Origin of the sequence: Amycolatopsis lurida (genome assembly GCF_900105055.1) — a bacterium.
Taxonomy (GTDB): domain Bacteria; phylum Actinomycetota; class Actinomycetes; order Mycobacteriales; family Pseudonocardiaceae; genus Amycolatopsis; species Amycolatopsis lurida.
Window position 1 is genome coordinate 1,364,892 of the sequence record NZ_FNTA01000004.1, and the last position, 23,997, is coordinate 1,388,888.

The 23,997-nt window shown below is 69.6% G+C and carries 24 protein-coding genes; 8 read left to right on the forward strand and 16 right to left on the reverse strand.

The features are described from left to right. Positions 1-92 precede the first annotated feature (92 nt). Positions 93-1,514, forward strand: coding sequence for an MFS transporter (locus tag BLW75_RS11525; protein ID WP_034322450.1), 1,422 nt, complete (start codon positions 93-95; stop codon positions 1,512-1,514). Here BLW75_RS11525 and BLW75_RS11530 read toward each other — a convergent pair. The 5 genes from BLW75_RS11530 to BLW75_RS42780 all read right to left on the reverse strand — a co-directional run bounded on the left by BLW75_RS11530 (position 1,511) and on the right by BLW75_RS42780 (position 4,377). Further along, positions 1,511-1,864 (reverse strand): DUF3817 domain-containing protein, encoded by a 354-nt coding sequence (locus tag BLW75_RS11530; protein WP_034322453.1) that lies wholly within the window; start codon positions 1,862-1,864, stop codon positions 1,511-1,513. The genes BLW75_RS11525 and BLW75_RS11530 overlap by 4 nt on opposite strands. 23 nt (positions 1,865-1,887) lie before the next feature. After that, positions 1,888-2,259, reverse strand: coding sequence for a hypothetical protein (locus tag BLW75_RS11535; protein ID WP_034322456.1), 372 nt, complete (start codon positions 2,257-2,259; stop codon positions 1,888-1,890). A 114-nt stretch (positions 2,260-2,373) separates the two neighbouring features. Next, positions 2,374-3,258, reverse strand: a complete 885-nt coding sequence (locus BLW75_RS11540; RefSeq protein WP_034322459.1) for a lytic transglycosylase domain-containing protein — start codon at positions 3,256-3,258, stop codon at positions 2,374-2,376. Between the two features lie 131 nt (positions 3,259-3,389). Continuing rightward, positions 3,390-3,872, reverse strand: a complete 483-nt coding sequence (locus BLW75_RS11545; RefSeq protein ID WP_007033703.1) for a hypothetical protein — start codon at positions 3,870-3,872, stop codon at positions 3,390-3,392. A 349-nt stretch (positions 3,873-4,221) separates the two neighbouring features. Then, complete coding sequence (locus tag BLW75_RS42780) at positions 4,222-4,377, reverse strand: hypothetical protein (protein WP_162182762.1); 156 nt, start codon at positions 4,375-4,377, stop codon at positions 4,222-4,224. 133 nt (positions 4,378-4,510) lie between these two features. Here BLW75_RS42780 and BLW75_RS11550 point away from each other — a divergent pair, with 133 nt between their 5' ends. Further along, complete coding sequence (locus tag BLW75_RS11550; RefSeq protein ID WP_034322461.1) at positions 4,511-5,296, forward strand: crotonase/enoyl-CoA hydratase family protein; 786 nt, start codon at positions 4,511-4,513, stop codon at positions 5,294-5,296. A 10-nt stretch (positions 5,297-5,306) separates the two neighbouring features. Continuing rightward, positions 5,307-5,843 (forward strand): GNAT family N-acetyltransferase, encoded by a 537-nt coding sequence (locus BLW75_RS11555; protein WP_034322464.1) that lies wholly within the window; start codon positions 5,307-5,309, stop codon positions 5,841-5,843. On the opposite strand, the gene BLW75_RS11560 is transcribed toward BLW75_RS11555, so the two are convergent. Beyond that, entirely contained in the window at positions 5,840-6,988 is a 1,149-nt protein-coding gene (locus tag BLW75_RS11560) for a CaiB/BaiF CoA transferase family protein (RefSeq protein WP_034322467.1), read from the reverse strand. The two genes, BLW75_RS11555 and BLW75_RS11560, sit on opposite strands and share 4 nt — an antisense overlap. Before the next feature lie 28 nt (positions 6,989-7,016). Beyond that, complete coding sequence (locus BLW75_RS11565; RefSeq protein ID WP_034322569.1) at positions 7,017-8,168, reverse strand: acyl-CoA dehydrogenase family protein; 1,152 nt, start codon at positions 8,166-8,168, stop codon at positions 7,017-7,019. A 110-nt stretch (positions 8,169-8,278) separates the two neighbouring features. Here BLW75_RS11565 and BLW75_RS11570 point away from each other — a divergent pair, with 110 nt between their 5' ends. The 3 genes from BLW75_RS11570 to BLW75_RS11580 all read left to right on the forward strand — a co-directional run bounded on the left by BLW75_RS11570 (position 8,279) and on the right by BLW75_RS11580 (position 11,518). Further along, positions 8,279-8,887, forward strand: coding sequence for a TetR/AcrR family transcriptional regulator (locus tag BLW75_RS11570; protein ID WP_091599714.1), 609 nt, complete (start codon positions 8,279-8,281; stop codon positions 8,885-8,887). Between the two features lie 103 nt (positions 8,888-8,990). Further along, the gene (locus tag BLW75_RS11575) at positions 8,991-9,788 is read left to right on the forward strand and encodes a hypothetical protein (protein WP_034322473.1); all 798 of its coding nucleotides are present in this window, start codon (positions 8,991-8,993) and stop codon (positions 9,786-9,788) included. Between the two features lie 116 nt (positions 9,789-9,904). Then, entirely contained in the window at positions 9,905-11,518 is a 1,614-nt protein-coding gene (locus BLW75_RS11580; RefSeq protein ID WP_034322476.1) for a succinic semialdehyde dehydrogenase, read from the forward strand. A 71-nt stretch (positions 11,519-11,589) separates the two neighbouring features. On the opposite strand, the gene BLW75_RS11585 is transcribed toward BLW75_RS11580, so the two are convergent. The 9 genes from BLW75_RS11585 to BLW75_RS11625 all read right to left on the reverse strand — a co-directional run bounded on the left by BLW75_RS11585 (position 11,590) and on the right by BLW75_RS11625 (position 21,941). Continuing rightward, the gene (locus BLW75_RS11585) at positions 11,590-14,613 is read right to left on the reverse strand and encodes a helix-turn-helix transcriptional regulator (RefSeq protein WP_034322478.1); all 3,024 of its coding nucleotides are present in this window, start codon (positions 14,611-14,613) and stop codon (positions 11,590-11,592) included. 63 nt (positions 14,614-14,676) lie between these two features. Next, positions 14,677-14,889, reverse strand: coding sequence for a hypothetical protein (locus BLW75_RS11590; protein ID WP_034322481.1), 213 nt, complete (start codon positions 14,887-14,889; stop codon positions 14,677-14,679). Positions 14,890-15,039: 150 nt separating this feature from the next. Then, entirely contained in the window at positions 15,040-15,258 is a 219-nt protein-coding gene (locus BLW75_RS11595; protein WP_034322483.1) for a DUF397 domain-containing protein, read from the reverse strand. Beyond that, complete coding sequence (locus tag BLW75_RS11600; RefSeq protein ID WP_034322486.1) at positions 15,255-16,157, reverse strand: helix-turn-helix domain-containing protein; 903 nt, start codon at positions 16,155-16,157, stop codon at positions 15,255-15,257. Before BLW75_RS11600 ends, BLW75_RS11595 begins: the two co-directional genes overlap by 4 nt. A gap of 454 nt (positions 16,158-16,611) precedes the next feature. Beyond that, positions 16,612-17,511 carry an acyl-CoA thioesterase II gene (gene tesB / locus BLW75_RS11605; RefSeq protein WP_034322491.1) on the reverse strand — a complete coding sequence of 300 codons (900 nt, stop codon included), beginning with the start codon at positions 17,509-17,511 and terminating at the stop codon, positions 16,612-16,614. A 365-nt stretch (positions 17,512-17,876) separates the two neighbouring features. Next, on the reverse strand, positions 17,877-19,301 hold the full coding sequence (gene pyk / locus BLW75_RS11610; protein ID WP_034322494.1) for a pyruvate kinase: 1,425 nt from the start codon (positions 19,299-19,301) through the stop codon (positions 17,877-17,879). 110 nt (positions 19,302-19,411) lie between these two features. Continuing rightward, positions 19,412-20,077: a DUF2461 domain-containing protein gene (locus tag BLW75_RS11615; protein ID WP_034322499.1), complete on the reverse strand. Its 666-nt coding sequence runs from the start codon at positions 20,075-20,077 to the stop codon at positions 19,412-19,414. Between the two features lie 72 nt (positions 20,078-20,149). After that, entirely contained in the window at positions 20,150-21,370 is a 1,221-nt protein-coding gene (locus tag BLW75_RS11620) for a glycoside hydrolase family 18 protein (protein WP_034322502.1), read from the reverse strand. Between the two features lie 220 nt (positions 21,371-21,590). Next, positions 21,591-21,941: a winged helix-turn-helix transcriptional regulator gene (locus tag BLW75_RS11625; RefSeq protein ID WP_034322505.1), complete on the reverse strand. Its 351-nt coding sequence runs from the start codon at positions 21,939-21,941 to the stop codon at positions 21,591-21,593. A gap of 104 nt (positions 21,942-22,045) precedes the next feature. Here BLW75_RS11625 and BLW75_RS11630 point away from each other — a divergent pair, with 104 nt between their 5' ends. Continuing rightward, a complete protein-coding gene (locus BLW75_RS11630) occupies positions 22,046-22,516 on the forward strand; it encodes a group II truncated hemoglobin (RefSeq protein WP_091597329.1) in 471 nt (156 codons plus the stop codon). 38 nt (positions 22,517-22,554) lie between these two features. Continuing rightward, positions 22,555-23,997, forward strand: coding sequence for an aromatic amino acid ammonia-lyase (locus BLW75_RS11635; protein WP_034322508.1), 1,443 nt, complete (start codon positions 22,555-22,557; stop codon positions 23,995-23,997).

The window sequence follows — 23,997 nt, forward strand, 5'->3', positions numbered from 1 at the left end:
CTTGCGTAAGCGGAGACTGTCTCCATATCATCGCTCACGACCTCAAGTGGAGAGTCTCTCCGCTTCATCTCGTTACGTCTTCGGAGTATTCCTTGACCGAGCGAACCCTGCGTGCCGAGCCTAGGCCCGAAACGGCCGGGGCCCTGCCACCACCGCACCGGCTGGTCCTCCCGATCATCCTGACCTGCCAGCTCATGCTCATCCTCGACGCGACGGTGATGAACGTCGCGCTCCCCCGCATCCAGTCCGAACTCGGCTTCACCGACACTGGCCTCTCCTGGGTGATGACGGCGTACAGCCTGGTCTTCGGCGGCCTGTTGCTCCTCGGCGGCCGGGCGGGTGACCTGTTCGGCCGCCGCCGGACGTTCGTCGTCGGCACGGCCGTGTTCACCGCCGCCTCCCTGCTCGGCGGCCTCGCCGGTTCCGCGGAACTGCTGATCGCCGCCCGGGTCGCGCAGGGCGTCGGCGCCGCGCTCGCCGGGCCGAGCACGCTCGCGCTGATCACCAGCACGTTCACCGAGGCCAAGGCGCGAGTACGCGCGCTGGCGTTGTTCTCGGCGATGTCCAGCAGCGGTTTCGCGATCGGCCTGCTGCTCGGCGGGCTGCTGACCGAATGGATCTCCTGGCGCGCGGCGCTGTACATCAACGTCCCGTTCGGGCTCGCGATCGTGCTGCTCACTTCCCGGTACGTGGCCGATCCGCCCCGGCGGCGCGCCCGGCTGGACCTTCCTGGCGCGTTCACCGGCACCCTCGGCGTCGGCTCGCTCGTGTTCGCCTTCACCCACGCCGCGTCGCACGGCTGGGGCGACACGATCACCCTCGGCAGCCTCGCCGCCGGGCTGGCATCGCTGGCCGCGTTCCTCCTCATCGAGACGAGGGTGCGCGAACCGCTGATCCCCCTGCGCCTGTTCGCCGAACGCGACCGCGCCGCGGCCTACGTCAACTTCTTCCTCGGGCCGATGGCGATGATGAGCATGTTCTTCTTCCTGACCCAGTTTCTGCAGGACATCGCGGGTTTCGCCGCACTGGAGACCGGCTTCGCGTTCCTGCCGATGGCGGTCTGCATGTTCCTGCTGAGCAGGCTGATCCCGAAGCTGCTCCCCCGGTTCGGGCCGAAACCGCTCGCGCTGACCGGGACCGCGCTGATGACCGGCGGAGTCGTCTGGCTGACCACGCTCACCACGGACAGCGGCTACTTCTCGCATCTGCTCGGGCCGATGCTGCTGATGGGCGTGGGCGCGGGCCTGGCGTTCTCGCCGCTCAGCGTGATCATCATGGCGACGGTGCCCACCGACGACGCGGGTGCCGCGGGCGGCGCGCTGCAGACGTTGCAGCAGGTCGGGGCGACACTGGGGCTGGCGATCCTGATCACCGTGTTCGGCGCGGCGACGCGGCCCCCGCCGGGAGGCCCGGCGGAGACCACGGTCACCGGGATGACCGCGGCCTTCACCGCCGCGGCCGTGGTGACGGCGGTGTCCTTTCTGGTGGCGCTGACCTTCCGGCGCCGGGCTTAGAGCTTGACGCCCGCCTGGACCTTGTGCGTGACCTTGCGCTCCATCACGAACGAGAAGAACGGGATGCAGCCGGCGATCAGCACGAGGAGCGTGCCCTTCATCGACCAGCGGGCCTTGATCGCGAGGTCGACCGCGAGCAGCAGATAGATCAGGTAGAGCCCGCCGTGGACCATGGGGATCATCTTCACGAACTGGGGGAGCTCCACGCGGAAGACGTACTGCAGCAGCATTTCGACGACCAGCCCGAGCAGGGCCACACCGGTGGCGTACGCCGCGACGCGGAACCGGATCAGCGGTCCGCCCAACGAGACCGGGCGGGCCGGGGCGGCGTCGTCAGTTCGGGTGGTCATAGGGTCTCGAACCTCTCTGGGGACTACTGGTCGCGGGCGTTGAGCTCGCGCAGGTACCTGTTGTACGCGGCGAGCTCGTCGTCCTCGGCGGGCGACGGCGCCGGGGCGCGCCGCTGCCGGGGCGCGGGCACCTCCGGGACGGTGGTCTCGGCCACCGTTTCCTGGGCGTCGACCTCGGCGGCTTGACGGCGGAGCTTGCGGATCCGCCAGAACATGAAGGCGGGGAACAGCCCGAACAGCGGCCACTGCAGGACGTAGCCGAGGTTCTGGAACGTCCCGCTGGCCGAGGAGAACCGCTCCCACTGCCACCACGCGAGCCCGCAGCACAGCGCCAAGCTCACCAGGCAGACGCCGGCGATGCCGAGACGGCGCAGGGTGACGGACGAAGCGGGCACATATCGACGCTAGCACTGGGCGCGGGGCGAAACATCGCCGACCTGGGCGCTCGGGACCTTGGTCCTACCTCCGACGTCGTGAGTGGTAAGGACGGTTAGAACCGTCTTTACCACTCACGAGGCGGCGGCGACGGCCTTCGCGTAGTCGTCCGCCAGCCCGAAGACCTTCTGCGCGTACTCGGTCGAGTTGTTGTACGACAGGATGCCCTGCCACCACCCCGAAGCGGCCGACATGTCGCGGTTGTTCACGCACAGGTACCGCGCCGCCGCCAGTGTCGCGTCGTCGATCTGCTGCGGGTCGCCGAGGCCGTCGCGGTTGCCGTCGGCGGCGTACCGGCGCCAGGTGCTGGGGATGAACTGCATGGGGCCGACCGCGCGGTCGACAGCCGTGTCGCCGTCGAACTGGCCGCCGTCGGTGTCGCCGATCGCCTTCACGCCGGGCGATCCGTCGAGCGGGACGCCGATGATCGGCTTCGACGGCCGCCCGTCCTGGCCGAGGACGGCGCCGCCGTACTGGCCGTGGTTCGATTCGATCCGGCCGATGCCGGCCAGGGTCGCCCAAGAGATCTTGCAGTTCGGCTGCATCTGGCGCATCGCCAGCTCGGCGTTGCCGTAGGCGAGCAGCGCCCTGGCCGGGATGCCGGTGGCCTGCGCCGCCCGCTCGGTCCAGGCGGTCAGCGGATCCTTGCCCGGCTTCGGTTGCGCTTGCTGCGGCACGGTCTGCTGGGTGGCGCCGCCCGCGAGGGTGGCGTTGACCGGGGCGACCGAACCGGGTTTGACGTCCGCCGCCTTGACCTGCAGCGCGGGGATCTCCATCGTCGTGGGGCTCGCGACCGGGGCGGACGCCTTGGTCACCAGCCAGATCCCGCCCGCGGCGAGGGCGAGCACGGCCAGCACGATCGCCAGCCTGCCGAATACGGCGGCGCCCACCCCGCGGCGTGGCGGAGCGGGCGTGGCCGGGTCGGCGACGAGCTCGTCGTTTTCCGGGGTGGTGCGCACGAAGCGAGTCCTCCAGCGTGGGCGGCGATCACGACCGATGCTCGAACAACGAGCCCGCGCAGGTTAGCGTTACGCGGTCGCCGGAATCGCCCTTGCCACGCCGGTTCACCCGCGCGTGCGAGAAGTTCTCATCAGGCGGACTTCTGCTGCCTCGCCAGCCGCGCCACGCACCAGGCCGGAGCGCTGCCGCGGCGGAGGTGCTGCAAAACGGTCATCGGGCCGAGACGGCGGCTCAGGTCGGACGGGGCGAGCCCGGCCGCGCGGTAGTCGAGCGCACGCTGGTCGAGCGGGCTGATGCCGGCGTCCCACCAGGCTTCGGCCTCGGCGACGCCGCCGACCATCTGCCACCAGCCGGCGGCCGCGACGAGCAGGTCCTGCGGGACCTCCGGGAGACGGCGGCGCATCGCGTCGAGGTAGCCGGGGTCGGCGGCCTCGACCGGCGCCCAGCGCGCCTGACCGGACTGCTGACGCTGGCCGGGGATTCCGGGAGCCTGTCGCGGCACATCGGCCAGCCACGCCGACGCGATGCGGTCGGCCTCCTGCTCCTCGGGGGTCTGCTCGCGCTCGGCGGCCCACTGCCGGATCAACGCATCGACTCCGGGATCTCCGGTCATCCCTGCCTCCTCATGATTCCCCGACTGACAAGTCCTGACTTACTTGCCCGGCTGGAAGTTCCGCTGCCCTGCGGCTTGCACCTGCGGAAACTCCTCGCCCAGGAGGCCGGCTCCGGCGCCTGGAGGACCAACCGATCACGCAATGTGAGCACCGTAGGGGCGCGGAGGTCTCTTCCGCCAGAGCTTCCCGGGCACGAATTCGTCGACCAGCGGGTTTTCGGGGGCAATCCACCCGGATGGTCGAGTCATTCGACCGAAATCCGAAGCGAGTGACTCTGCGTGATAACCGCTGGTGGCTGCGCACGGTGATCACCGGCGCCACCAGGGCACCGGTGATCGTCGCGAAGGATCAGGAGAAGAGGCTGCGGACGAACGTCACGATGGCTTCGGCACCGGACCGGAGCCAGCCGAGCGCGGTGTGGACGGCGTCGGCGGATTGCGTCGGCCTGCTGATCAGAAAGAAGAGCACGAGCGCGACGACGGCGATCACAACGAATTTCTTCAAGCCGGGCGACATGGCTCCATCCCATCACACCGTAGTGTCCAGACGATGACTCCGCGCGCACTGCGGACTTTGTCACCACTTTAAGGAGCATCGGGCCCTGTTGCCCACCCGGATTTCCTCGAGGGAGCGATCGATGAGCGAAAACGTTCTCGTCCACCGGGACGGGCCGGTGACGACGATCACGCTGAACCGCCCCGAGTCGCGCAACGCCGTGGACGGACCGACCGCGAACGCCCTGGCGGACGCGTTCCGCGCGTTCGACTCCGACGAAGAGGCTGCGGTCGCCGTCCTCACCGGTTCGGGTGACGCCTTCTGCGCCGGAGCCGATCTGAAGGCCGTCGGCACCGGCCGCACCAACTCGCTCAGCCCGGCGGGCGACGGGCCGATGGGCCCTTCGCGCATGGTCCTGTCGAAGCCGGTGATCGCCGCGGTCCGCGGGCACGCCGTCGCGGGCGGCCTGGAGCTGGCGCTGTGGTGCGACCTGCGCGTCGCCGACACCACGGCCGTGTTCGGCGTGTTCTGCCGCCGCTGGGGGGTGCCGCTGATCGACGGCGGCACGGTGCGCCTCCCCCGGCTGATCGGGCATTCGCGGGCGATGGACCTGATCCTCACCGGCAGGCCGGTCGAGGCCGACGAGGCGCTCGCGATCGGGCTTGCGAACCGGGTCGTGCCGGACGGCGAGGCGTTGGCTGCCGCGCAAGCGCTGGCGCGCGAACTGGCCGCGTTCCCCCAGGCGTGTCTGCGTGCGGATCGCAAATCCGCGTACGGCCAGTACGGGCTCACCGAAGCCGAGGCGATGCGCGCCGAGTTCTCGAACGCGTTGATCAGCGGCGGGCTCGCCGAGGAGGCCGTCGCGGGCGCGAGCCGGTTCAGCGACGGCGCGGGGCGTCACGGCAGTTTCGAGGGCCCGCGCAGTTAATCTCTGTCGAATGACAGAAACCGGAGTCGCGCTCAGACCGGTGTACGAAGACGACCTGCCGATGCTCGAAGCACTGACGAACGATCCGCGGGCCGCGGGTACGTTCGAGTGGCACGGCTGGCACGACCCGCACTTCCTGCGCCGCCGCTGGACCGAGACCGGCATGCTCGCGGCGGACAACGGGATGCTGATGATCGAACTCGACGGGCAGCGGCTCGGTTTCGTGTCCTGGCACAAGACCAGGACCGGCTCGACGTCGTACTGCTGGAACGCCGGGCTCGTGCTCATCCCCGAGGCACGCGGCCACGGCTACGGGACCGAGGCCCAGCGGTTGCTGGTCCGCTACCTCTTCGCGCATACGCAGATGAACCGGGTCGAGGCGTCGACGGAGGCGGGCAACATCGCCGAACAGCGCTCCCTGACGAAGGCGGGCTTCACCCGGGAGGGGGTGCTGCGCGGCTACGGGTTCCGGGACGGGGCCTGGCGCGACCACATCCTCTATTCGGTGGTGCGGTCCGACCTGGGCCCCGACCCGGAACACCTTTAGGCGATCGTCCCGGCGGCCCGGAGCCGTTCGATCCCGTCGGCGTCCACGCCGAGTTCGGCGAGGACTTCGGCGGTGTCGCCGCCCTTGGGCCGCGGTGGTTCCGGCGTCTCGGCCGGGGTGCGGTCGAAGCGCGGCGCGGGCGCGGGCTGCATCATGCCACCGACGTCGACGAAGGTCTTGCGCGCGACGTTGTGCGGATGCGACGGCGCCTCCTTCGGGGAGAGCACCGCCGTCAAGCACGCGTCGGTGCCTTCGGCCTTCGCGACCAGCTCGTCGCGGGTGTGCTTCGCGACGGCTTCGGCGACGATCTTGCGCAGCTTCGGCCACTCGTTCTTGTCGACGTGGACCGGGGTCTCCTCGGGGTCGAGGCCGAGCACCTTCACCAGGTCGCCCCAGAACCGCATCTCGATCGCGCCGATGGCGACGTATTTGCCGTCGGCGGTCTCGTAGGTGTCGTAGAACGGCGCGCCGCCGTCGAGCATGTTCTCGCCGCGCCCACCGGACCACAGCCCGGAATCCAGCAGCCCGTGCAGGCTGGTGGTCAGCAGTGCCGCACCGTCCACCATGGACGCGTCGACCACCTGCCCCTTGCCGGACGTCTGGCGTTCGAACAGCGCCGCCAGCACGCCCATCGCGAGCAGCAGGCCACCGCCGCCGAAGTCGCCGACGAGGTTGAGCGGTACCACCGGCCGCTGCCCGGCGTGCCCGATGGGTTCGAGCGCGCCGGAGATGCCGATGTAGTTGATGTCGTGCCCGGCGACGGTCGCCAGCGGGCCGTCCTGGCCGTAGCCGGTCATCCGCCCGTAGACCAGCCGCGGATTGCGGGCGTGGACCTGCTCCGGGCCGATGCCCATCCGCTCGGCGACGCCGGGGCGGAAACCCTCGATGAGCACGTCGGCGTCGTCGGCGAGTTTCAGCACCAGTTCGACGCCCTCGGGAGTCTTGGTGTTGATCCCGATCGATCGCCTGCCGCGGGCGAGCGGATCGTTCGGGAACCCGATGACGTCGTTGCCGGGGGTCGCCCGGTCGATCCGGACGACCTCCGCGCCGAGATCGGCGAGAATCGTGCAGGCGAACGGCGCCGGGGCGAGCCCGGCCAGTTCGACGACCTTGAGCCCGCTTAGCGGGCCGGCCTTTTTCGCCACGTCTTTCCTTTCTGCGCCAACGGTTCCGCTACAGCGTGCGGGAGATGATTTCCTTCATGATCTCGCTGGTACCGCCGAAGATGCGTGAGATCCGGATGTCGGCCCACGCGCGCGCGATCGGGTACTCGGTCATGTAGCCGTAGCCACCGAAGAGCTGCAGGCAGTCGTCGACCACCTTGTTGACCCGTTCGGTGGTCCACAGCTTCGCCATCGCCGCGCCCTGAACGTCGAGTTCCTTGCGCAGATGCCGCTCGATGCACTGGTCGAGGAACGCGCGGGACACCGCGGCCTCGGTCGCCGCCTCGGCGAGCTTGAACTTCGTGTTCTGGAAGTTGTAGACCGGGCGGCCGAACGCCTGGCGGTCCTTGGTGTAGGCGATGGTCTGGTCGATCGCGGCCTCCATCCCGGCGACCGCGGTGACGGCGATGATCAGCCGTTCCTGCGGAAGCTGCTGCATCAGCTGGATGAAGCCGAGGCCTTCCTGAGCGCCGAGGAGGTTGGCGGCGGGGACGCGGACGTCGTCGAAGTTCAGCTCCGCGGTGTCCTGCCCCTTGAGGCCGATCTTGTCGAGGACGCGGCCGCGGCTGAAGCCCGGCGTGTCGGTCTCGACGGCGATCAGCGAGACACCCTGCGCGCCGGCGTCGGGGTCGGTCTTCACCGCGACCACGACGAGATCGGCGTGGAAACCGTTGGTGATGAACGTCTTCGCGCCGTTGATCACGTAGTGGTCACCGTCGCGCACCGCGCGGGTCTTGATGTTCTGCAGGTCGGAACCGGTGCCGGGCTCGGTCATCGCGACCGCGCCGACCATCTCGCCGGAGGCGAACTTCGGCAGCCAGGCCCTCTTCTGCTCTTCGTTCGCGTACTCGAGGATGTAGTGCGCGACGATTCCATTGTGGACGGTGACGCCCCAGGCACTGTCACCGGAGCGGGCCTGCTCCTCGTAGAGCACGGCCTCGTGGGCGAACGTGCCGCCGCCACCGCCGTACTCCTCCGGGATGGACAGGGCCAGCAGGCCGACCCCGCCCGCCTTCGTCCACAGCTCGCGGTCGACCTTCTTCTCGGCCGCCCAGCGTTCCTGGTTCGGCACGAGTTCCTTCTGGCAGAAGGTCCGGGCGAGGTCCCGGAGGTCTTCGAGCTCCGTCGTGCTCCACGAACTCTTCTGGATCTGCAAGGGCACGGCCAACGCCTCCTGATCGGACCTGGAAAACATGACGCTTAGGATGTAAGTTCCATCCGGAATGTACATCCGTACCGAGCTGCACGTAAAGGGGGCAGGATCCGGTGAGTGTGCTCGGCAGGACCCACCGCACCCAGGCCGAGCGGCGCGAGCAGACCCGCACCGCGCTGCTCGACGCGACCATCGACTGCCTGGTCGACCTCGGCTACGCGCGCACCTCGGTCCAGGAGATCTGCGCCCGCGCCGGCGTCTCGAAGGGCGCCGTACAGCACCACTTCTCCGCGAAGGCCGAGCTCATGGCGGCCGCCGTCGAGCATCTGACGGAGAAGCTGCGCGGGCGCCTCGCGGCGTCGATCACGGCGCTTCCCGGTGGCGCCTCAGGGGTCGCGGCGGCGATCGACCTGCTGTGGGAGGGCTACTCGGGCACGCTGTCCACGGCCGCCACCGAACTGTGGGTCGCGGCCCGCACCGACCCCGAACTCCGCGCGGCGATCCGCCCGGTCGACCGGGCGCTGGGCCGCTCGACACTGGAGCACATCACCGCGGTCGCCGGGGATCTGCCGAAGGAACGCGCGGAGATCCTCTTCTGGCTGACCGTGAACCTCACCCGCGGGCTGGCACTGGACGCCGAGCTCGGTGGCGATCCGAAGCGACGGCGGCAATTGCTCGACGAGTGGAAGCGCGTCGCGGTGATGTTGTACGAGGACAGCTCCGCGTAGCACGCGCGAAAGCCCTTGACCAGAGCACAGCTGACACTTATCCCATCGGTCGATCCGTGGTGGAATTCCTTGCTGGACAACGGAACCGGCGGAGGAGTCGACCATGAGCGCGCCGCAGCAGCAGCCGTACCAACCGACTGGCCCGTTCGGCGCAATACCGCCCGCCGCCGCCCCGCGCCCGCCGTCCGACGTGCGGCTCCCTCGCCTTTTCGCCGCGATGATGGGGGTTTTCGCCGGCCTGCTGGTCCTCATCGCGACTTTTCTCCCGCAGTCGACGTACGAGCAGATCTCCGACGGCAAGACGGTGTCGAAATTCGCCGAGACCGGCTGGACGCGGACCTTCGACATCGAACCGTCGGCGGAGGAGAAGGAGTTCTACGACAAGACGCATGTCGCCCGCTACGGCATCCCGCTGTCCGCCGCCGCGCTGACGCTGTTCGCCGGGGCCGCGGTGGGTTTCGCCGCGTATCAGCGCAATTCGGGTTCACCCGCCGCGACGACGTCGAGGACGCTGCTCATCGCGGGCGGGGCGGGGACCGCGGCCTGCGTCTGGATGCTCGGCATGGACATCTCGGCGAGCCTGAGTTTCGGGCAGGACACCGGCCGGTTCGTCTCGCGTTATGGGACCGGGAGCGGATTCTGGATCCTGCTCGCGGGCGGGCTCGTGGCGTTGCTCACGATCGGACTGGCGGTCGTGGCCAACCGGCGTGAACCGGCGCCACCCCCTCAGGCCCCTTACCCGGCCTCCTACAGCCCTTACGCTCCCGGTGTCCCTCAGCAGCAGTATCCGCAGGCCTACGAGCCGCCGTCGCCTCCGACACCACCCGCGGGATCCGCGTTGCAGCAGCAGGACATCCTGCGTCCGTCCCCGGACAATCCGCCCCGGCCCGACAATATGTGAAACTGATTCATATCAGCGGTGGACAGTCTCCATACCGGCGGTATGCTGTACTCGTCGGTAACACCTGGGCTCTGCGTGGCGCCTTCCGGCTCCGCGCGGCATGGAACGGAGACGGCATGACGAGCACGACACCGGCGAGCGCGGGCCACCACACCGAAGGGCCCGCCACCATCGGCGACGTTCCCGGCGCCCCGGCCGCGGCCAGGGCGGAACGGCTCGTGCGGCGGGTCGTGGGCGGGGCGGATTCGGCGCCGGTCCAGATGCGCGCGCCCTTCACCGGGCAGCCGATCGCGACGCTGCCCCAAGCCACCGACGCCGACGTCCGCGCCGTGTTCGACCAGGCGCGCGAGGCTCAGCGCGCGTGGGCCGAGCGGCCGGTCGAAGAACGCCAGCGCATCCTGATCCGCCTGCACGACCTGGTACTGAAGCGGCAGGAAGAGGCGCTCGACCTCGTGCAGATCGAGGCGGGGAAGGCGCGGATGGACGCCTTCGACGAGGTCAGCGCGACCGCCCTCGTCGCCGCCTACTACGGCAAGCACAGCGCGAAGATCCTCTCCCCGCGTCGCGCCGCCGGGCTGATCCCGGTGCTGACGAAGGTCGGCGAGATCCGGCACCCCAAGGGGGTCGTCGGGATCATCTCACCGTGGAACTACCCGCTCGCGCTGACCGCGATGGACGTCCTCCCCGCGCTCGCGGCGGGGAACGCCGTCGTGCAGAAGCCGGACAACCAGACCGCGCTCTCGGCGCTGTGGCTGCAGGAAGTCGCCGAGGAGGCCGGGCTGCCCGCCGGTATCTGGCAGATCGTGCTCGGCCGCGGCTCGCAGATCGGCGACGCGCTCGTCGAGGAGTCGGACTATCTCTGCTTCACCGGCTCCACGCCCACAGGCAAGGGTCTCGCCGCGAAGGTGGCGGAGCGGCTGACGAGCTACTCACTCGAACTCGGCGGCAAGAACCCGATGATCGTGCTGCCCGACGCGGACATCGCCAAGACCGCGACCGGCGCGGTGACCGCGTGCTTCTCCTCCGCCGGGCAGCTGTGCGTCTCGGTCGAGCGCATCTACGTCCACGAGTCGATCCGCGAGGAGTTCACTCGCGCCTTCGTCGCCAAGACCGCCGCGCTGCGGCTCGGCGGCGCCCTGGACTACCAGGCGCAGATGGGATCCCTCACCTCCGAGGCCCAGCTGGAGACCGTGTCGGCCCACGTCGAGGACGCTCGCTCGAAGGGCGCGAAGGTGCTCACCGGCGGCAAGGCCCGGCCCGATCTCGGCCCGCTGTTCTACGAGCCGACCGTGCTCACCGACGTCACCGAAGACGTCAAGCTGTTCGCCGAGGAGACCTTCGGGCCGGTCGTGTCGATCTACGGCTACACCGACGTCACCGACGCGATCGAGCGCGCCAACGACACGAAGTTCGGGCTGAACGCGAGCGTATGGTCGCGCAACGGCCGGGCGGGCTGGGAGGTCGCGGCGCGGCTGAAGGCCGGGACCGTCAACGTCAACGAAGGCTTCGCGGCGACCTTCGGGACCGTGGGGCTGCCGATGGGCGGGATGAAGGAGTCCGGCGTCGGGCGGCGCAACGGCTCCGAAGGTCTGCTCAAGTACACCGAGGCCCAGGCGATCGCGGTGCAGCGCGGGATGCCGCTGCGCCCCGGCCGCGGAATCCCGCCGAAGCTCTGGGCCCGGGGCCTGAGCGCGGGCCTCAAGGCGCTCCGCCGCCTCCCGCGCCGCTGACCACCTCCGCAATTCGTCATCTGGTTGCGATCGTTGCCGCGAAAGGATCGCAACCAGATGACGAATCGCGGTCAGGAAGAGGTGGGCGCGGCCAGCAGGCCCCGGTCGTAGGCGATCGCGACCGCCTCGGCCCGGCGGCTCGCGCCGAGTTTCGCCATCACGCGCGAAAGGTGGACGCTCACCGTCTTCTCGCTGATGTACAGCTCTTCGCCGACCTGCCGGTTGGTCCGGCCCAGCGCGACGCGTTCCAGCACGTCGCGCTCCCGATCGGTCAGCGGATCCACGACGTCACGCCGCGGCGCCACTGCCTCCCCGGGAAGCTCGACACGCGCCCGGTGGCTGAGCTCCCGGACGGCTTCGCGCAGCGGGCAGGCGCCCAGCCGGTCGGCCACCGCGTGCGCGGCCAGCAGCTCCGACGCGGCGAGGGCGGTGTCACCGTCCGAAGCCAGCAGGGATTTCGCGTGCTGGAGGCGGCACATGGCCTGCTCGTACACCGCGCCGTACCCGAACGCCTCGACCGCCTTCGCCCACAGCGCCGGATCCCCCGCGCCACGAAGGCAGCTGCCGAGCGCCTCCAGCCGGGCGAGCCACGCCAGCGCTTCCGGACCCAGCGACACCGAACGCGGGATGCCGTGTTCGGCGCAGTGGCGGCCGTGGGCGAGGAACTTCTCGCCCGATTCCACCGCGGCCTCGACCGTCGCCAGGTCACCGCGTACCCGTGCTTCGGCGGCCTGGGCGACGGCCGCGGTGAGACCGTGCACGCTGATCCGGATCCCGCCGAGCACGGCGGGTTCGACCTCTTCGAGCCAGTCGATCAGCTCGTGCGCCTGGCGCACCGCGCCCGCGTGGTCCCCTCGCCACGACGCGAGCTGGATCGCGGCGTCGGCCGACGCGAGCGCGATCGAGTAGTCCGCGATCCAGTGCTGCCGCAGGCTGGGCAGGATCTTGTCCGCGTCCGCGAACCGGCCCCTGCCGACGACGAACTGCGCCCAGATGCTCAGGAACCGCCCCGCGACGACACTCGAAACACCGCGGCCAGCGCGGCCGGCGTCGTCGTCCTCCGGCCAATCCCCGCTGACGTACCGCAGCGTGAGGTGCTTGGTCCGCAGCTCGATGCCGAACGAGCTCCAGGTCAGGCCGGTCTCCTTGGCCCGCTTGATGCCCTTGGCGTAGTACTTCAGCGCGGAATGGATCTCGGCCCTGTCGTCGTAGCTCAGCCCGAGGAAGTGCAGAGCCCGTAGCTCGCCGTTGAGCGCGCCGGATTCCCTGGCCTTCCGCTCGGCTTCGCGCAGCCGCTCCCGCGCCTCCTCGACGTCACCCGCCGAATCGGCCAGCGTGCCCAGCGAGACCAGCGCCGCCGCCTCCGCCCCGCCCGCACCGACGGCCCTGGCGTCGGCGACCGCGGCCAGCGCGCACTGCAGCGCCTCGTCGTGCCGGTCGATCAGCCGCAGGATCCCGGCTCGGGTGGCGAGCACCCAGGCCCGCGCGGCACTCGCCTCGGTGTGCTCGACCAGCTTCCAGGCCTTGTCGATCGCCTCGACGACCTCGTCGATCGTGCCGTCGACCGAAAGCAGCGCCTCCGCGTGCCGCCGCCAGACCTTGGCGGCCCGCTCGTTGCCGGTGTCCGGGCCGAGTGCCTCGGTCGCGGACCGCGAATAGGCGACCGCGCGCTCCGGCTCCCCCGACGTGCTCGCGAAATACGACGCCTCGTGCAGGAGGCGGAGCTCGTCGACGTCCGACGGCCGGTCCGCCTCGGGTACGGCGTCCCAAATGGACAGTGCCTGCTCGACGTGCCGCAGCGCGGAACCGGGCGCGCCCAGCTTCTCCGCCTCGTCCATCGCGCGCAGCAACGCCGCCAGCGCGGTGACGAAGTCCTTGCTCTCCATGCTGTGGTGCGCGAGCCGCGCGTCCTGGCCGCGGCCCTGTGCCCTGTCGCGGATGCGGGCCGCGTACGCCGCGTGCATGCGCACCCGCTCCCCCGGCAGCAGGTCGCCGTAGACCGCTTCCTGCAGCAGCGCGTGGCGGAAGGTGTAGAAACCGTTCTCGATCACCAGTACGTGATGCTGCACGGCCTCGCGCAGCGCCTCGTCGAGTTCGAGCTCGTCCAGCCCGGAGATCTCGGCGAGCGCGGCGTGCGCCACCGCGTCCTTCGCGACCGAGACCACGCGCAGCACCCGGCGCGTGATCTGGGAGAGCTGCTCCACCCTGGCGAGCAGCACTTCGGCCAGCCCGGCGGGGAGCTCGCGGCAGTCCTTCGCGGACGCGAGCAGCTCCTCGACGAAGAAGGGATTGCCCTCGGACCGGGAGACGATGTCGGCGATCAGGTCCTGGCCGATCGGCTCGTCGGCCAGCGCCTCGACGAACGCGCGCGCGTCTTCGGCGCCGAACGGCTTGACCTCGACGCGTTCGACCGCGCCCAGCCGCACCACCTCGGACAACACCGCCCGGAGCGGATGCCGCCGGTGGACGTCCTCCTCGCGATAGCTCGCCACCACCAGCAGCCGCTGGGTGCGCAGCCTCGTCAGCAGGAAGGACAGCAGGTTCCGGGTGGAGCCGTCGGCCCAGTGCAGGTCCTCCAGCAGGATCACCACCGGCCGGCGCTGCGCGATGACGGTCAGCACCCCCAGTACCGCGTCGAACAGCTGGAGCTGGCCGAGGTCCTGTTCGGGACCGAGCCGTTGCGTCGACACCCGTTCGCTCGCGGTGAGCTGACCGTCTTCGATGGCGGGGTAGTCCTCCGCCTGCTGCATCTGCGGGAGCAGCCTGCCCAGCGCCGGCCGGGCCCGGACCGCGGCGGTGACCGCGGGATCGGACGTCGTCGCCAGCGGCGCCAGCGCCTCGGCGAACGGAAGATAAGGAAGACCGCCCTCATGGACGTCGATACAGCGCCCGGTGAGCACCAGGGCGCCCGCGCCCGCGGCGTACTCGCCGAGCGCGGTCAGGAGGCGGGTCTTGCCGACGCCGGCGTCACCGGAGAGCAGCACCGCGCCGGCCTCGCCCCGTTCTGCACGGGCGAAGGCGGCGCGGAGCTGCCGCATCTCCTGAGTGCGGGCGACGATCGGGATTCCGGAGCCAAGACGGGGCACGAGGTGCATTCTTGCCTACCGGGCCGACAACTTCGCCTGTGTTTTCGCCGAGAGCTTCATCGCACTCGACCTCTACCGGGTGACGTCGCCGCTGCGGGCGGGCGTCTGCCGCACCTCTCGGCGCTCCTGGGCGGGCACCCGGACTTCGGCACGCTGCGCGCGGATCCGCTTGCCCGCCCGGCGGGCCCGGTCGACCCATACGCTGCGGCCCGCTCGCTGCAGCTCTTCGCGCCGATACTCGACCTCGGCCAGTACGCCGGTGAGGAGGGCGTCGTTCGTGTTCATCTTTTCCCCTTAGGAACTCACTGCCTTGTTGGTAGTGATGAGATTCGTCCTGAGGGGTGCCTCGCGGCATCGGGTGATCACCTACACCCGGACGTGATTCGACCCCTTACGCCGGCCCATCCCCTGCTCGGGGGGCGTAAGGGGTCGAGTTCAGCGGCTCTGGTCGTGAGCGGGGCCACTCGCGCGCACGGCGCCGAGCAGCCCGCGCCAAGCCTGCGGCGAGAGGCGGAAGGCACCTCCCTCGGGATCCTTGGAATCCCGCAGCGCGGCACCGGAACCGGTGAAGGCGACCTCGACACAGTCGTTGCCGCCACCGCTGTGGCTGCTCTTGAACCACCGGGCCTGGGAAAGATCATCGTTGGGCGTCATGCTCCCCACTCCTTACTTGTTTCCAGGGACTTCTCCGGAAGGGCCGCCTGTTCGGCGAACCTTCCGGCGGCCTCGGCGATCACCTCGACCGAGTCGTCCGGCTTCAACGCGGCGGCACGCAGATGGTCGAACATCAACGCGTATCGCCGGACGTCCGGGGGTTCCTCCAGGTAGAGCCCGCTGGAGGTGCTGTCGACGTAGACCACGTCGGTGTCGGCCAGTTCGGGGAAGCCCATGATGAGGAACGGACCCTCCATCCCGGGATGGGCCCCCGCGCCGAACGGCACGACCTGGACGGTCACGTTCGGCTGCGCCGCCATCGTGACCATCCGGTACAGCTGCTCCGCCATGACCTCGGGGCCGTCGACCACGCGATGCAGGACCGCTTCGTCGATGACCGCCCAGTACTCCGGGGGCGAGGGGTCGGTCAGCAGTTCCTGCCGCGCCATCCTCGCCGCCACCCGGCGCCTGATCTCGGCGTCCTCGGCGTCGGGCCGCATCGCCCTGATCACGGCCCTGGCGTACCGCTCGGTCTGCAACAGGCCGGGCACCAGGAGCGCCTGGAAGGCCCGCAGCGAACTCGCGTCCGCCTCCAACCCGACGAAGGTGCCGGTGAAGACCTCGTTGTACGCGTGCCACCAGCCGCGTTTGCGGGCTTCCCTGGCCAGCTGGACGAGCGCTTCCTGCTCGTCGCCCGCGATGCCGTACAGCTCGAGCATGTCGCGCGCGTCACGCGGGGTGACGCCGACGTGCCCCGTCTCGATTCGGCTGACCTTCGACGCCGAGCATTCGAGCTTCTCGCTCACCTCGTCGATCGTGAGGTCGGCCGCCTCGCGCAACCGCCTCAACTCGCTCGCCAGCCGCCGGCGGCGCACGGTGGGTCCCTGACCCCTCGTCATCACGGCACCTCCACAAGCTGTCCGAGCATCAACGATCGCGACGCGGCGAAGAGAACAGTGTTCTATGCCCCGTACGAAGCACATCTAACCAGCCCGAGACACATTGGGTGAGATGGTCACACGACCATTTTCACCCACGCGTCGATTTTCATCCTGCAATTTGCAGATTGCCGTTGTAGGTTGAGCATTGTGCAACGCGGAACGCCCGCCTTCACCGGCGGCAGCGGATCCGCTCGCGGCACGGGCGCGGGGCCGCGAGCTGCACCGATGGGCGTTCGGAAGGATACCCGTCGAAGCCGGATTCACCCCCGGTGCAGGGCCGGAGCCGTCCCCCGATCGGTTCCGGCCCTCCCTTTATGCCCGCACCCATTCCGTAATGCTCTGGCTCCAGATGTTAATGCGTTTCGTCATTCCCTCTAAAGGGTGGACAAGGCTGGATCTCGACTGCGGAACGTCACACGACTCGCAGAAGGCCTTCCTGGACAACGGTGGCGATATGCGTTCCGTCCGCGGCGAAGAACCGGCCGGTCGCCAGCCCCCTGGCACCCGACGCGGTCGGCGAGGCGCTGTCGTAGAGGAACCACTCGTCGGCCCGGAACGGGCGGTGGAACCAGAGCGCGTGGTCGAGGCTCGCGCCGAGCACCTTGTCGAGATCCCAGTAGACGCCGTGGCGCGCGAGGACCGAGTCCAAGAGCGTCATGTCGGAGGCGTAGGTCAGCACGCAGACGTGCAGCAACTGCTGGTCCGGGAGCTTGCCGTCGGCCCGCATCCAGACCTGGTTCCTGGCCGGCCGGTCGCCCGACTTCCTGGTCACCCACGGCGGATCGTTGACGTAACGCAGGTCGATCGGGCGCGGCCGGTCGAGATGGCCCATGAAGTACCCCTCGGCCCGCTCCTGCAGCGTCGGGAGCGACTCGGGATCGGGGACGTCCGGCATGGTCTCGGAGTGTTCGATGCCGCCTTCGTCCTTCTGGAACGAGGCGGACAGGGAGAAGATCGCCTTGCCGTGCTGGATGCCCACGACGCGGCGGGTGGTGAACGAGCGGCCGTCACGGATGCGGTCGACCTCGTAGACGATCGGGACGCTCGGGTCGCCGCCGCGGATGAAGTACGCGTGCAGCGAGTGGACTTTCCGCTCCTCGGGGACCGTGCGGCCGGCGGCGACCAGCGCCTGCCCCGCGACCTGTCCGCCGAACACCCGCACCGGCGAATGGGCGGGCGAGACGCCGCGGAAGATGTTCTCCTCGATCTTCTCCAAGTCCAGCAGCGCGACCAGCCGGTCGAGCACGGGCTGTCCGCCCACCCCGCCGGCGTTGTCGAAACCGGCCGCGGCTTCCCTGGCCATCTCAGTCATGTCATGGACTTTAGGCCGTGCGGGTGTCCCGGGCCCGGGTGAGGCGGGACGTTTGTCGCGAAGGCCACCTTCAGGACACCTGGGACGCTACCGGTGAGCCGAAAGTGGCGATCTCGCGTGACTGCCTGGACGACACGCGTGATCCGGCGGACGACACGCGTGATTGGACGGACGACACGAGCAAGGCCGGGACCCTACCGCGTGTCGTCCGCCTAACCACATGTGTCGTCCATCCGGTCACGTGTGTCGTCCGTCCAGTCACGCGTGCCCCACACGACCACCTCGAGCCAAGACGTAGTGAAGGCCTCCTTCCCTACTCTGACGGTAGGGAAAGAGGCCTTCACGGACTTTCGCGGAGACCGGCGTCAGGCGTGGTCGTCCTCGCCGAGGCGGTGCACCCGGATGAGGTTGGTCGAGCCGACGGTCCCGGGCGGGGAACCGGCCACGATGACCACCAGGTCCCCCTTGGCGTACTTGCCCATCTCGAGCATCGCGTGGTCGACCTGCTGGATCATCTGGTCGGTGGAGCCGACCTTCGGCACGATCCGCGTCGTGGTGCCCCAGGTCATCGCGAGCTGGCTGCGGACGCTCTCCTCCGGCGTGAACGCCAGCAACGGCAGCCGCGTGTGCAGCCGCGCGAGACGGCGGACGGTGTCACCGGACTGGGTGAAGGCGACCAGGGCCTTGGCGTTGAGCCGCTCGCCGATGTCCCGGGCCGCGTAGGAGATGACGCCGCGCTTGGTGCGCGGGACGTGCGACAGCGGCGGCACGACCGGCGAGTCGGTCTCGACGGCTTCGATGATCCGGCCCATGGTCTGGACGACCTCGATGGCGTAGCGGCCGACGCTGGTCTCACCCGACAGCATGAGCGCGTCCGCGCCGTCGAGCACCGCGTTGGCGACGTCCGAGGCCTCGGCACGGGTCGGGCGGGAGCTGTTGATCATCGACTCGAGCATCTGCGTCGCGACGATGACCGGCTTCGCGTTCTCGCGGGCGATCTGGATGGTGCGCTTCTGCACCAGGGGGACCTGCTCCAGCGGGAGTTCCACGCCGAGGTCCCCGCGGGCGATCATCACCGCGTCGAAGGCCAGCACGATGGCTTCGAGGTTGTAGACCGCTTCGGGCTTCTCGATCTTCGCGACGACCGGGAGCCGTCCCTTGCCGACGCGGTCCATCACCTGGTGGACCAGGTCGATGTCGGCGGGCGAGCGGACGAACGAAAGCGCGATGAAGTCCACGCCGAGTTCGAGCGCGAACTCGAGGTCTTCGATGTCCTTTTCGGACAGCGCCGGCACGGAGACGTCCATACCCGGCAGGGAGACACCCTTGTTGTTGCTGACTGGGCCGCCTTCGGTGACCTCGCAGACGACGTCCGGGCCCTCGACCTGCTTGACCACGAGGCCGACCTTGCCGTCGTCCACGAGGAGACGGTCGCCGGGCTTCGCGTCGTCGGCGAGTCCCTTGTAGGTGGTCGAGACGCGGTCGTGCGTACCCGCGACGTCCTCGACGGTGATGCGCACGATGTCGCCGTTGTGCCACTCGACCGGCCCGCCCGCGAAGGTGCCGAGACGGATCTTCGGCCCCTGGAGGTCGGCGAGGATGCCCACCGCGCGGCCCGATTCGGCGGCGGCGGTGCGGATGAGGTCGTAGACCTGCTTGTGGTCGCTGTGCGTCCCGTGGCTGAAGTTCATCCTCGCGACGTCCATCCCGGCGTCGACGAGTTGCCGCATCTTCTCCGGCGTAGCGGTCGCGGGGCCAAGGGTACAAACGATCTTCGCGCGTCGGCTCACGTTCGCACAGCGTAGTCCCTCATCGCGGATACGTCTGTACCGATACCGAAAGTTCAAGAAAAGTGTCAGTTCACCTGGGCGAGGGGTAACCGCCGATCAAGGTTCGGTGGTTATCGTCGCGGCTTCTCGCTCGGTCCGACCCGGTCCCGCGCCCACTCGTTGAACGCGCGGACCTGGCGCCAAGCCTTCCGCACCCGGTCGAGCGTGCCCCGTTCGTGCAGGACGTCGTCCGGCTCCCAGCCGCGGACGGCGTACACGGAGCGGTACTTCAGCAGGTCGATGCGGGGATGGTCCTCGGCGAAGCCGCGCGGCTTCGACTTGAGCCTGTCCCCCTTGATCTCCCAGCCCGCCTTCTCCAGCTTCGCGAGGATCTTCGCCAGCTCGGCGCCTCGCAGTTCGGTGTCGACGGCCTTGCGGAAGCGGGCGAGCTGGTCGGACTCGAAGTGGAAGCAGCCGCCGCCGACCCGCAGCCCGGCCGGGCCGACCTCGACGTAGTACGCGCCGCCGCCGCGGCCCTGTTCGATCACCGCGCCACAGTGGGTCTTGTACGGCGTCTTGTCCTTGGCGAACCGGACGTCGCGGTACGGGCGGAACACCTTCCCCTCGCCGAAGCCGTCGCCGAACTCCGGGACGAGTTCGGCGAGCAGCGCCTCCATCGGGGCGCGAACGTCGGCCTTGTAGGTGGCGAGGTTCGCGTCCCAATAGGACTTGGAGTTGTCCGCCTCGAGACCGTCGTAGAAGTCGATGGCGTACTCGCCGAAACCCTCGAAACCCATGCGGTGACCGTAATCCCCGCCACCGACGGAAGCGCGTGAAGGGGGCCTTCACGCGCTTCCGTCGACGAGGCCTTACTTGGCCAGCGCGGTGATCAGCTCGCCGTCGGTCGTGTCACCGGACAGCTCCCAGAAGAAGGCGCCGCCGAGCCCCTGGTTCTTGGCATAGGTGACCTTGCCGCCGATGGTCGCGGGGGTGTCGTAGCTCCACCAGTCGCTGCCGCATTTCGCATAGGCGGTGCCCGCGACGGTGCCGGTGGCCGGGCAGGTGTTCTTCAGGACCTTGTAATCCTGGATGCCCGGCTCGGTGCCCGCCGCCGGGCCGGTCGCGGTGCCACCGGGGGCCTCCTGAGTGACGCCGGTCCAGCCGCGGCCGTAGAAACCGATGCCCAGCAGCAGTTTGTTCGCCGGGACGCCCTTGCTCTTCAGCTTCTGGATCGCGGCGTCGGCGTGGAAGCCGGCGGTCGGGATGCCGTCATAGCCGGTCAGGGGCGAGTGCGGGGCGGTCGGGCCCTGCGCGGCCCAGGCACCGAAGTAGTCGTAGGTCATGACGTTGTACCAGTCGAAATACTGCGAGGCGCCGCCGTAGTCGGCCGCGTCGATCTTGCCGCCGTCGGTGCCGTCCGCGGTGATCGCGGCGGTGACCAGCTTCGAGCCGAACTTCTCCCGCAGGGCCTGCGCGAGGTTCTTGATCGCGGCCGGGCCGCTGGTGTCACACGAGAGACCGCAGGCGTTCGGGTACTCCCAGTCGATGTCGATGCCGTCGAAGACACCGGCCCAGCGCGGGTCGTTGACCAGGTTGTAGCAGGACTCCGCGAACTTGGCGGGGTTCTTCGCCGCCTCGCCGAAACCGCCGGACCAGGTCCAGCCGCCGAAGGACCACAGCACCTTGAGGTTCGGGTACTTGGCCTTGAGCTTCTTCAGCTGGTTGAAGTTCCCCCGCAGCGCACCGTTGTCCCAGCTGTCGGCGACACCGTCCACACTGCCCGCGGCGTCGTAGAACTTGCTGGTCGCCGCCTCCGCGTCACCGATCGCGCAGCCGCCGTTCGTCACGTTGCCGAACGAGTAGTTGATATGCGTCAGCTTGCTCGCCGAGCCCGACGTGTCGATGTTCTTCACATGGTAGTTGCGCTGGTAGACGCCCCATTCGGCGAAGTACCCGAGCACCTTGCCGACCGAGGCCTCCGGTGCTTCCGGTACGGCTGCCGCCTGGTGCGCCGGTGCGGCGACGGCCAGCGCGCCCAGCGCGACGGCCACGGCACCCGCGATCGCGGTGAACCTGCTCGAACGGGACATGCGTGCTCCCTTCACGGTTACCAGCGGTGACGAGAGGACTGCGGCGGGACACGCACAAGTTAAGTGGACTAGACCACTCCGTCAATGGTTCAGACCAAGACTTTCGGATGGACATTTTCGAACATTCTCCGAAGGGAATATGTCCACGGGACCGTTTACCGAGACCACGACCCTTTCCCGGCCTCGCGGCTTCCGGCCAGGCCGGGATCGACGGTCTCAGTCAGTGAATAGGTAACGGCTCGAAAGCGATGCCACGGTCCGCCGCGCGCCGCGTCCCCCAGTCGTAGAGCGCTTCGAGTGCGGGGCGTAACCGCTCCCCCTCCTCGGTGAGCCGGTACTCGACGTGCGGCACGCGCCCCTCCCGGCTCTCCCGGCTCTCCCGGAGCACGAGGCCGTCCGCCTCCAGCTCGCGCAGGTGCTGGGTCAGCATCTTCTCGCTGACGCCCGGCAGCCGGCGACGGAGCTCGCCGTACCGGTGCACCCCTTCCTTCAGGTGCGACAGGATCACCGGCTTCCACTTGCCGCCGATGACGTCGACCGCGAGCTCGACCGCGCAGCGGTACCGCTTCATCGTCACTCCCGTTGGCACGCACCGAAAAGTAAGCGGTTGTCCCGAGCGGTCCGGGGTGGTTGCCTTGCCGGACCAAAAGATCAGCGCCGCTGGGAGGACCCTACGTGACCGAGACGCCGACGTTGTACGAATGGGCGGGCGGGCCGGCGGCCCTGCGACGCCTGACCACCGTCTTCTACGGCCACGTGCTGAAGGACCCGTTGCTGGAACCGGTCTTCCGCGACATGGACCCCGGCCATCCCGAGCACGTCGCGGTCTGGCTCGCCGAGGTCTTCGGCGGCCCGGAGACCTACAGCCACGACCACGGCGGCCACCGGCACATGGTCGGGCGGCACCTCGGCCGCGCCATCACCGAAGAGCAGCGCCGCCGCTGGGTGAACCTGCTCTTCGACGCCGCCGACGAGGCCGGGCTGCCCGCCGATCCCGAGTTCCGCTCCGCGTTCGCCGCGTACGTCGAATGGGGCAGCAGGCTCGCGGTGATGTTCTCGCAACCGGGTCGCGAAATCACCGTTCCCGAGCCCATGCCGAAATGGGACTGGGGCAACCGGCCGCCCTGGCAGCCGCCGTCGGACTGAGGGCGTTCATAGTGGGGCGGTCGTGAAAGGAGGCCGCCGTGATCCGGGTGGACGGCCGGACCCTGCGCTGCGCGGACGTCGTGACCGCCGCGAACACCGAGGGTCCGCTGGGCATCGACGTTTCGATCGCCGCGCTGCGCGGCGCGGAAAGCGCGTGGAAACTCGCCGAAGAGCTGAGCACGCGCCGCATCGTCTACGGCCGCACCACCGGCGTCGGCGCCAACAAGGAGGACCCGGTCGGCGAAGGCGAATCGCCGGATCACGGGCAGCGGCTGCTGCGCAGTCACGCGGGCGGCAGCGGTGACGTCATGTCGCCCGGCCAGACCAGGGCGATGATGCTGATCCGGCTCAACCAGCTGCTGGCCGGGCGGTCCGGACTCAGTCCCGAACTGATCGGGGCGCTGGCCGCCGCCGTGCGGACCGGAGCGCTGCCGCTGGTGCACCGGCTGGGCGCGATCGGCACCGGCGACCTCGCGCCGCTCGCGGAGACCGCGCTCGCCCTCACCGGCGAACGGCCCTGGCTGGCGGGCGGTGTGCCTCCGGTGCCCGTGCGGGCCGGTGACGCGCTCGCGTTCATGAGCAGCAACGCCGCGACGCTGGCCGAAGCGACCCTCGCGGCGATGCGGCTCGACACGCTGACGCGGGCGAGTCACGCTGTCGCGGCACTGACCTACATCGCGCTCGACGGAAACCCGGAGGCGTACGCGACTCCCGTGCACGAGGCGCGTCCGCACGCCGGGCAGGTCGCGTGCGCGGCGGAGATGCGGCGGCTGCTCGGGATGGAGAGCACGCCCAAACCCGGCAGGCGGATCCAGGATCCGTTCGGGTTGCGCGCTTTTCCGCAGGTGCAGGGGCCGGCGCTGGACGCGATCCACTACCTGCGCGACGTGCTCGCGGTGGAGATCAACGCCAGCACCGAGAACCCGATGATCTCGACGGTGCACCAGGACGCCTACCACCACGCGCACTTCCACACCGCGTACGTCTCGACCGCGCTCGACCAGGTGCGCGCCACCGTCCATCAGGTCGCCGAACTGTCGGTGGCCCGGCTGGGTGATCTGGTGGAGCCGGAGTTCACCGGGCTGCGGCCGTTCCTCGCGGCCGGGCCGTCGGGCAGCTCGGGCGTGATGATCCTGGAGTACGTCGCGCACGACGCGCTCACCGAACTGCGGCAGGCCGCGCTCCCGGCGACGCTGGGCACCGCCGTCGTCTCACGCGGGATCGAAGACCACGCGAGCTTCTCCACCCAGGCCGCGCGGGCGGCGACCGCGGCCGGGTCGGCGTACCAGCAGGTGCTGGCGTGCGAGCTGGTCGCGGCCGTCCGGGCACTGCGGATGCGCAAGGCCGAGCTCGTCTCCCTGCCGGCGCGGGACGCCTACGAGGCCGCCGCGGCGGTACTCGACCCCAGCGTCGAGGACCGGCCGCTCACCGAGGACATCGCCCGCGCCGTGTCGCTTTTGGACACCCTCGCGCTCGTCTGA

Coding starts and splice junctions, on each gene's coding strand:
- BLW75_RS11530 (WP_034322453.1), bottom strand. CDS start 1,864: ATGACCACCCGAACTGACGACGCCGCCCCGGCCCGCCCGGTCTCGTTG.
- BLW75_RS11545 (WP_007033703.1), bottom strand. CDS start 3,872: ATGACCGGAGATCCCGGAGTCGATGCGTTGATCCGGCAGTGGGCCGCC.
- BLW75_RS11550 (WP_034322461.1), top strand. CDS start 4,511: ATGAGCGAAAACGTTCTCGTCCACCGGGACGGGCCGGTGACGACGATC.
- BLW75_RS11555 (WP_034322464.1), top strand. CDS start 5,307: ATGACAGAAACCGGAGTCGCGCTCAGACCGGTGTACGAAGACGACCTG.
- BLW75_RS11575 (WP_034322473.1), top strand. CDS start 8,991: ATGAGCGCGCCGCAGCAGCAGCCGTACCAACCGACTGGCCCGTTCGGC.
- BLW75_RS11580 (WP_034322476.1), top strand. CDS start 9,905: ATGACGAGCACGACACCGGCGAGCGCGGGCCACCACACCGAAGGGCCC.
- BLW75_RS11585 (WP_034322478.1), bottom strand. CDS start 14,613: ATGCACCTCGTGCCCCGTCTTGGCTCCGGAATCCCGATCGTCGCCCGC.
- BLW75_RS11590 (WP_034322481.1), bottom strand. CDS start 14,889: ATGAACACGAACGACGCCCTCCTCACCGGCGTACTGGCCGAGGTCGAG.
- BLW75_RS11595 (WP_034322483.1), bottom strand. CDS start 15,258: ATGACGCCCAACGATGATCTTTCCCAGGCCCGGTGGTTCAAGAGCAGC.
- BLW75_RS11600 (WP_034322486.1), bottom strand. CDS start 16,157: ATGACGAGGGGTCAGGGACCCACCGTGCGCCGCCGGCGGCTGGCGAGC.
- tesB (WP_034322491.1), bottom strand. CDS start 17,511: ATGACTGAGATGGCCAGGGAAGCCGCGGCCGGTTTCGACAACGCCGGC.
- BLW75_RS11615 (WP_034322499.1), bottom strand. CDS start 20,077: ATGGGTTTCGAGGGTTTCGGCGAGTACGCCATCGACTTCTACGACGGT.
- BLW75_RS11620 (WP_034322502.1), bottom strand. CDS start 21,370: ATGTCCCGTTCGAGCAGGTTCACCGCGATCGCGGGTGCCGTGGCCGTC.
- BLW75_RS11625 (WP_034322505.1), bottom strand. CDS start 21,941: ATGAAGCGGTACCGCTGCGCGGTCGAGCTCGCGGTCGACGTCATCGGC.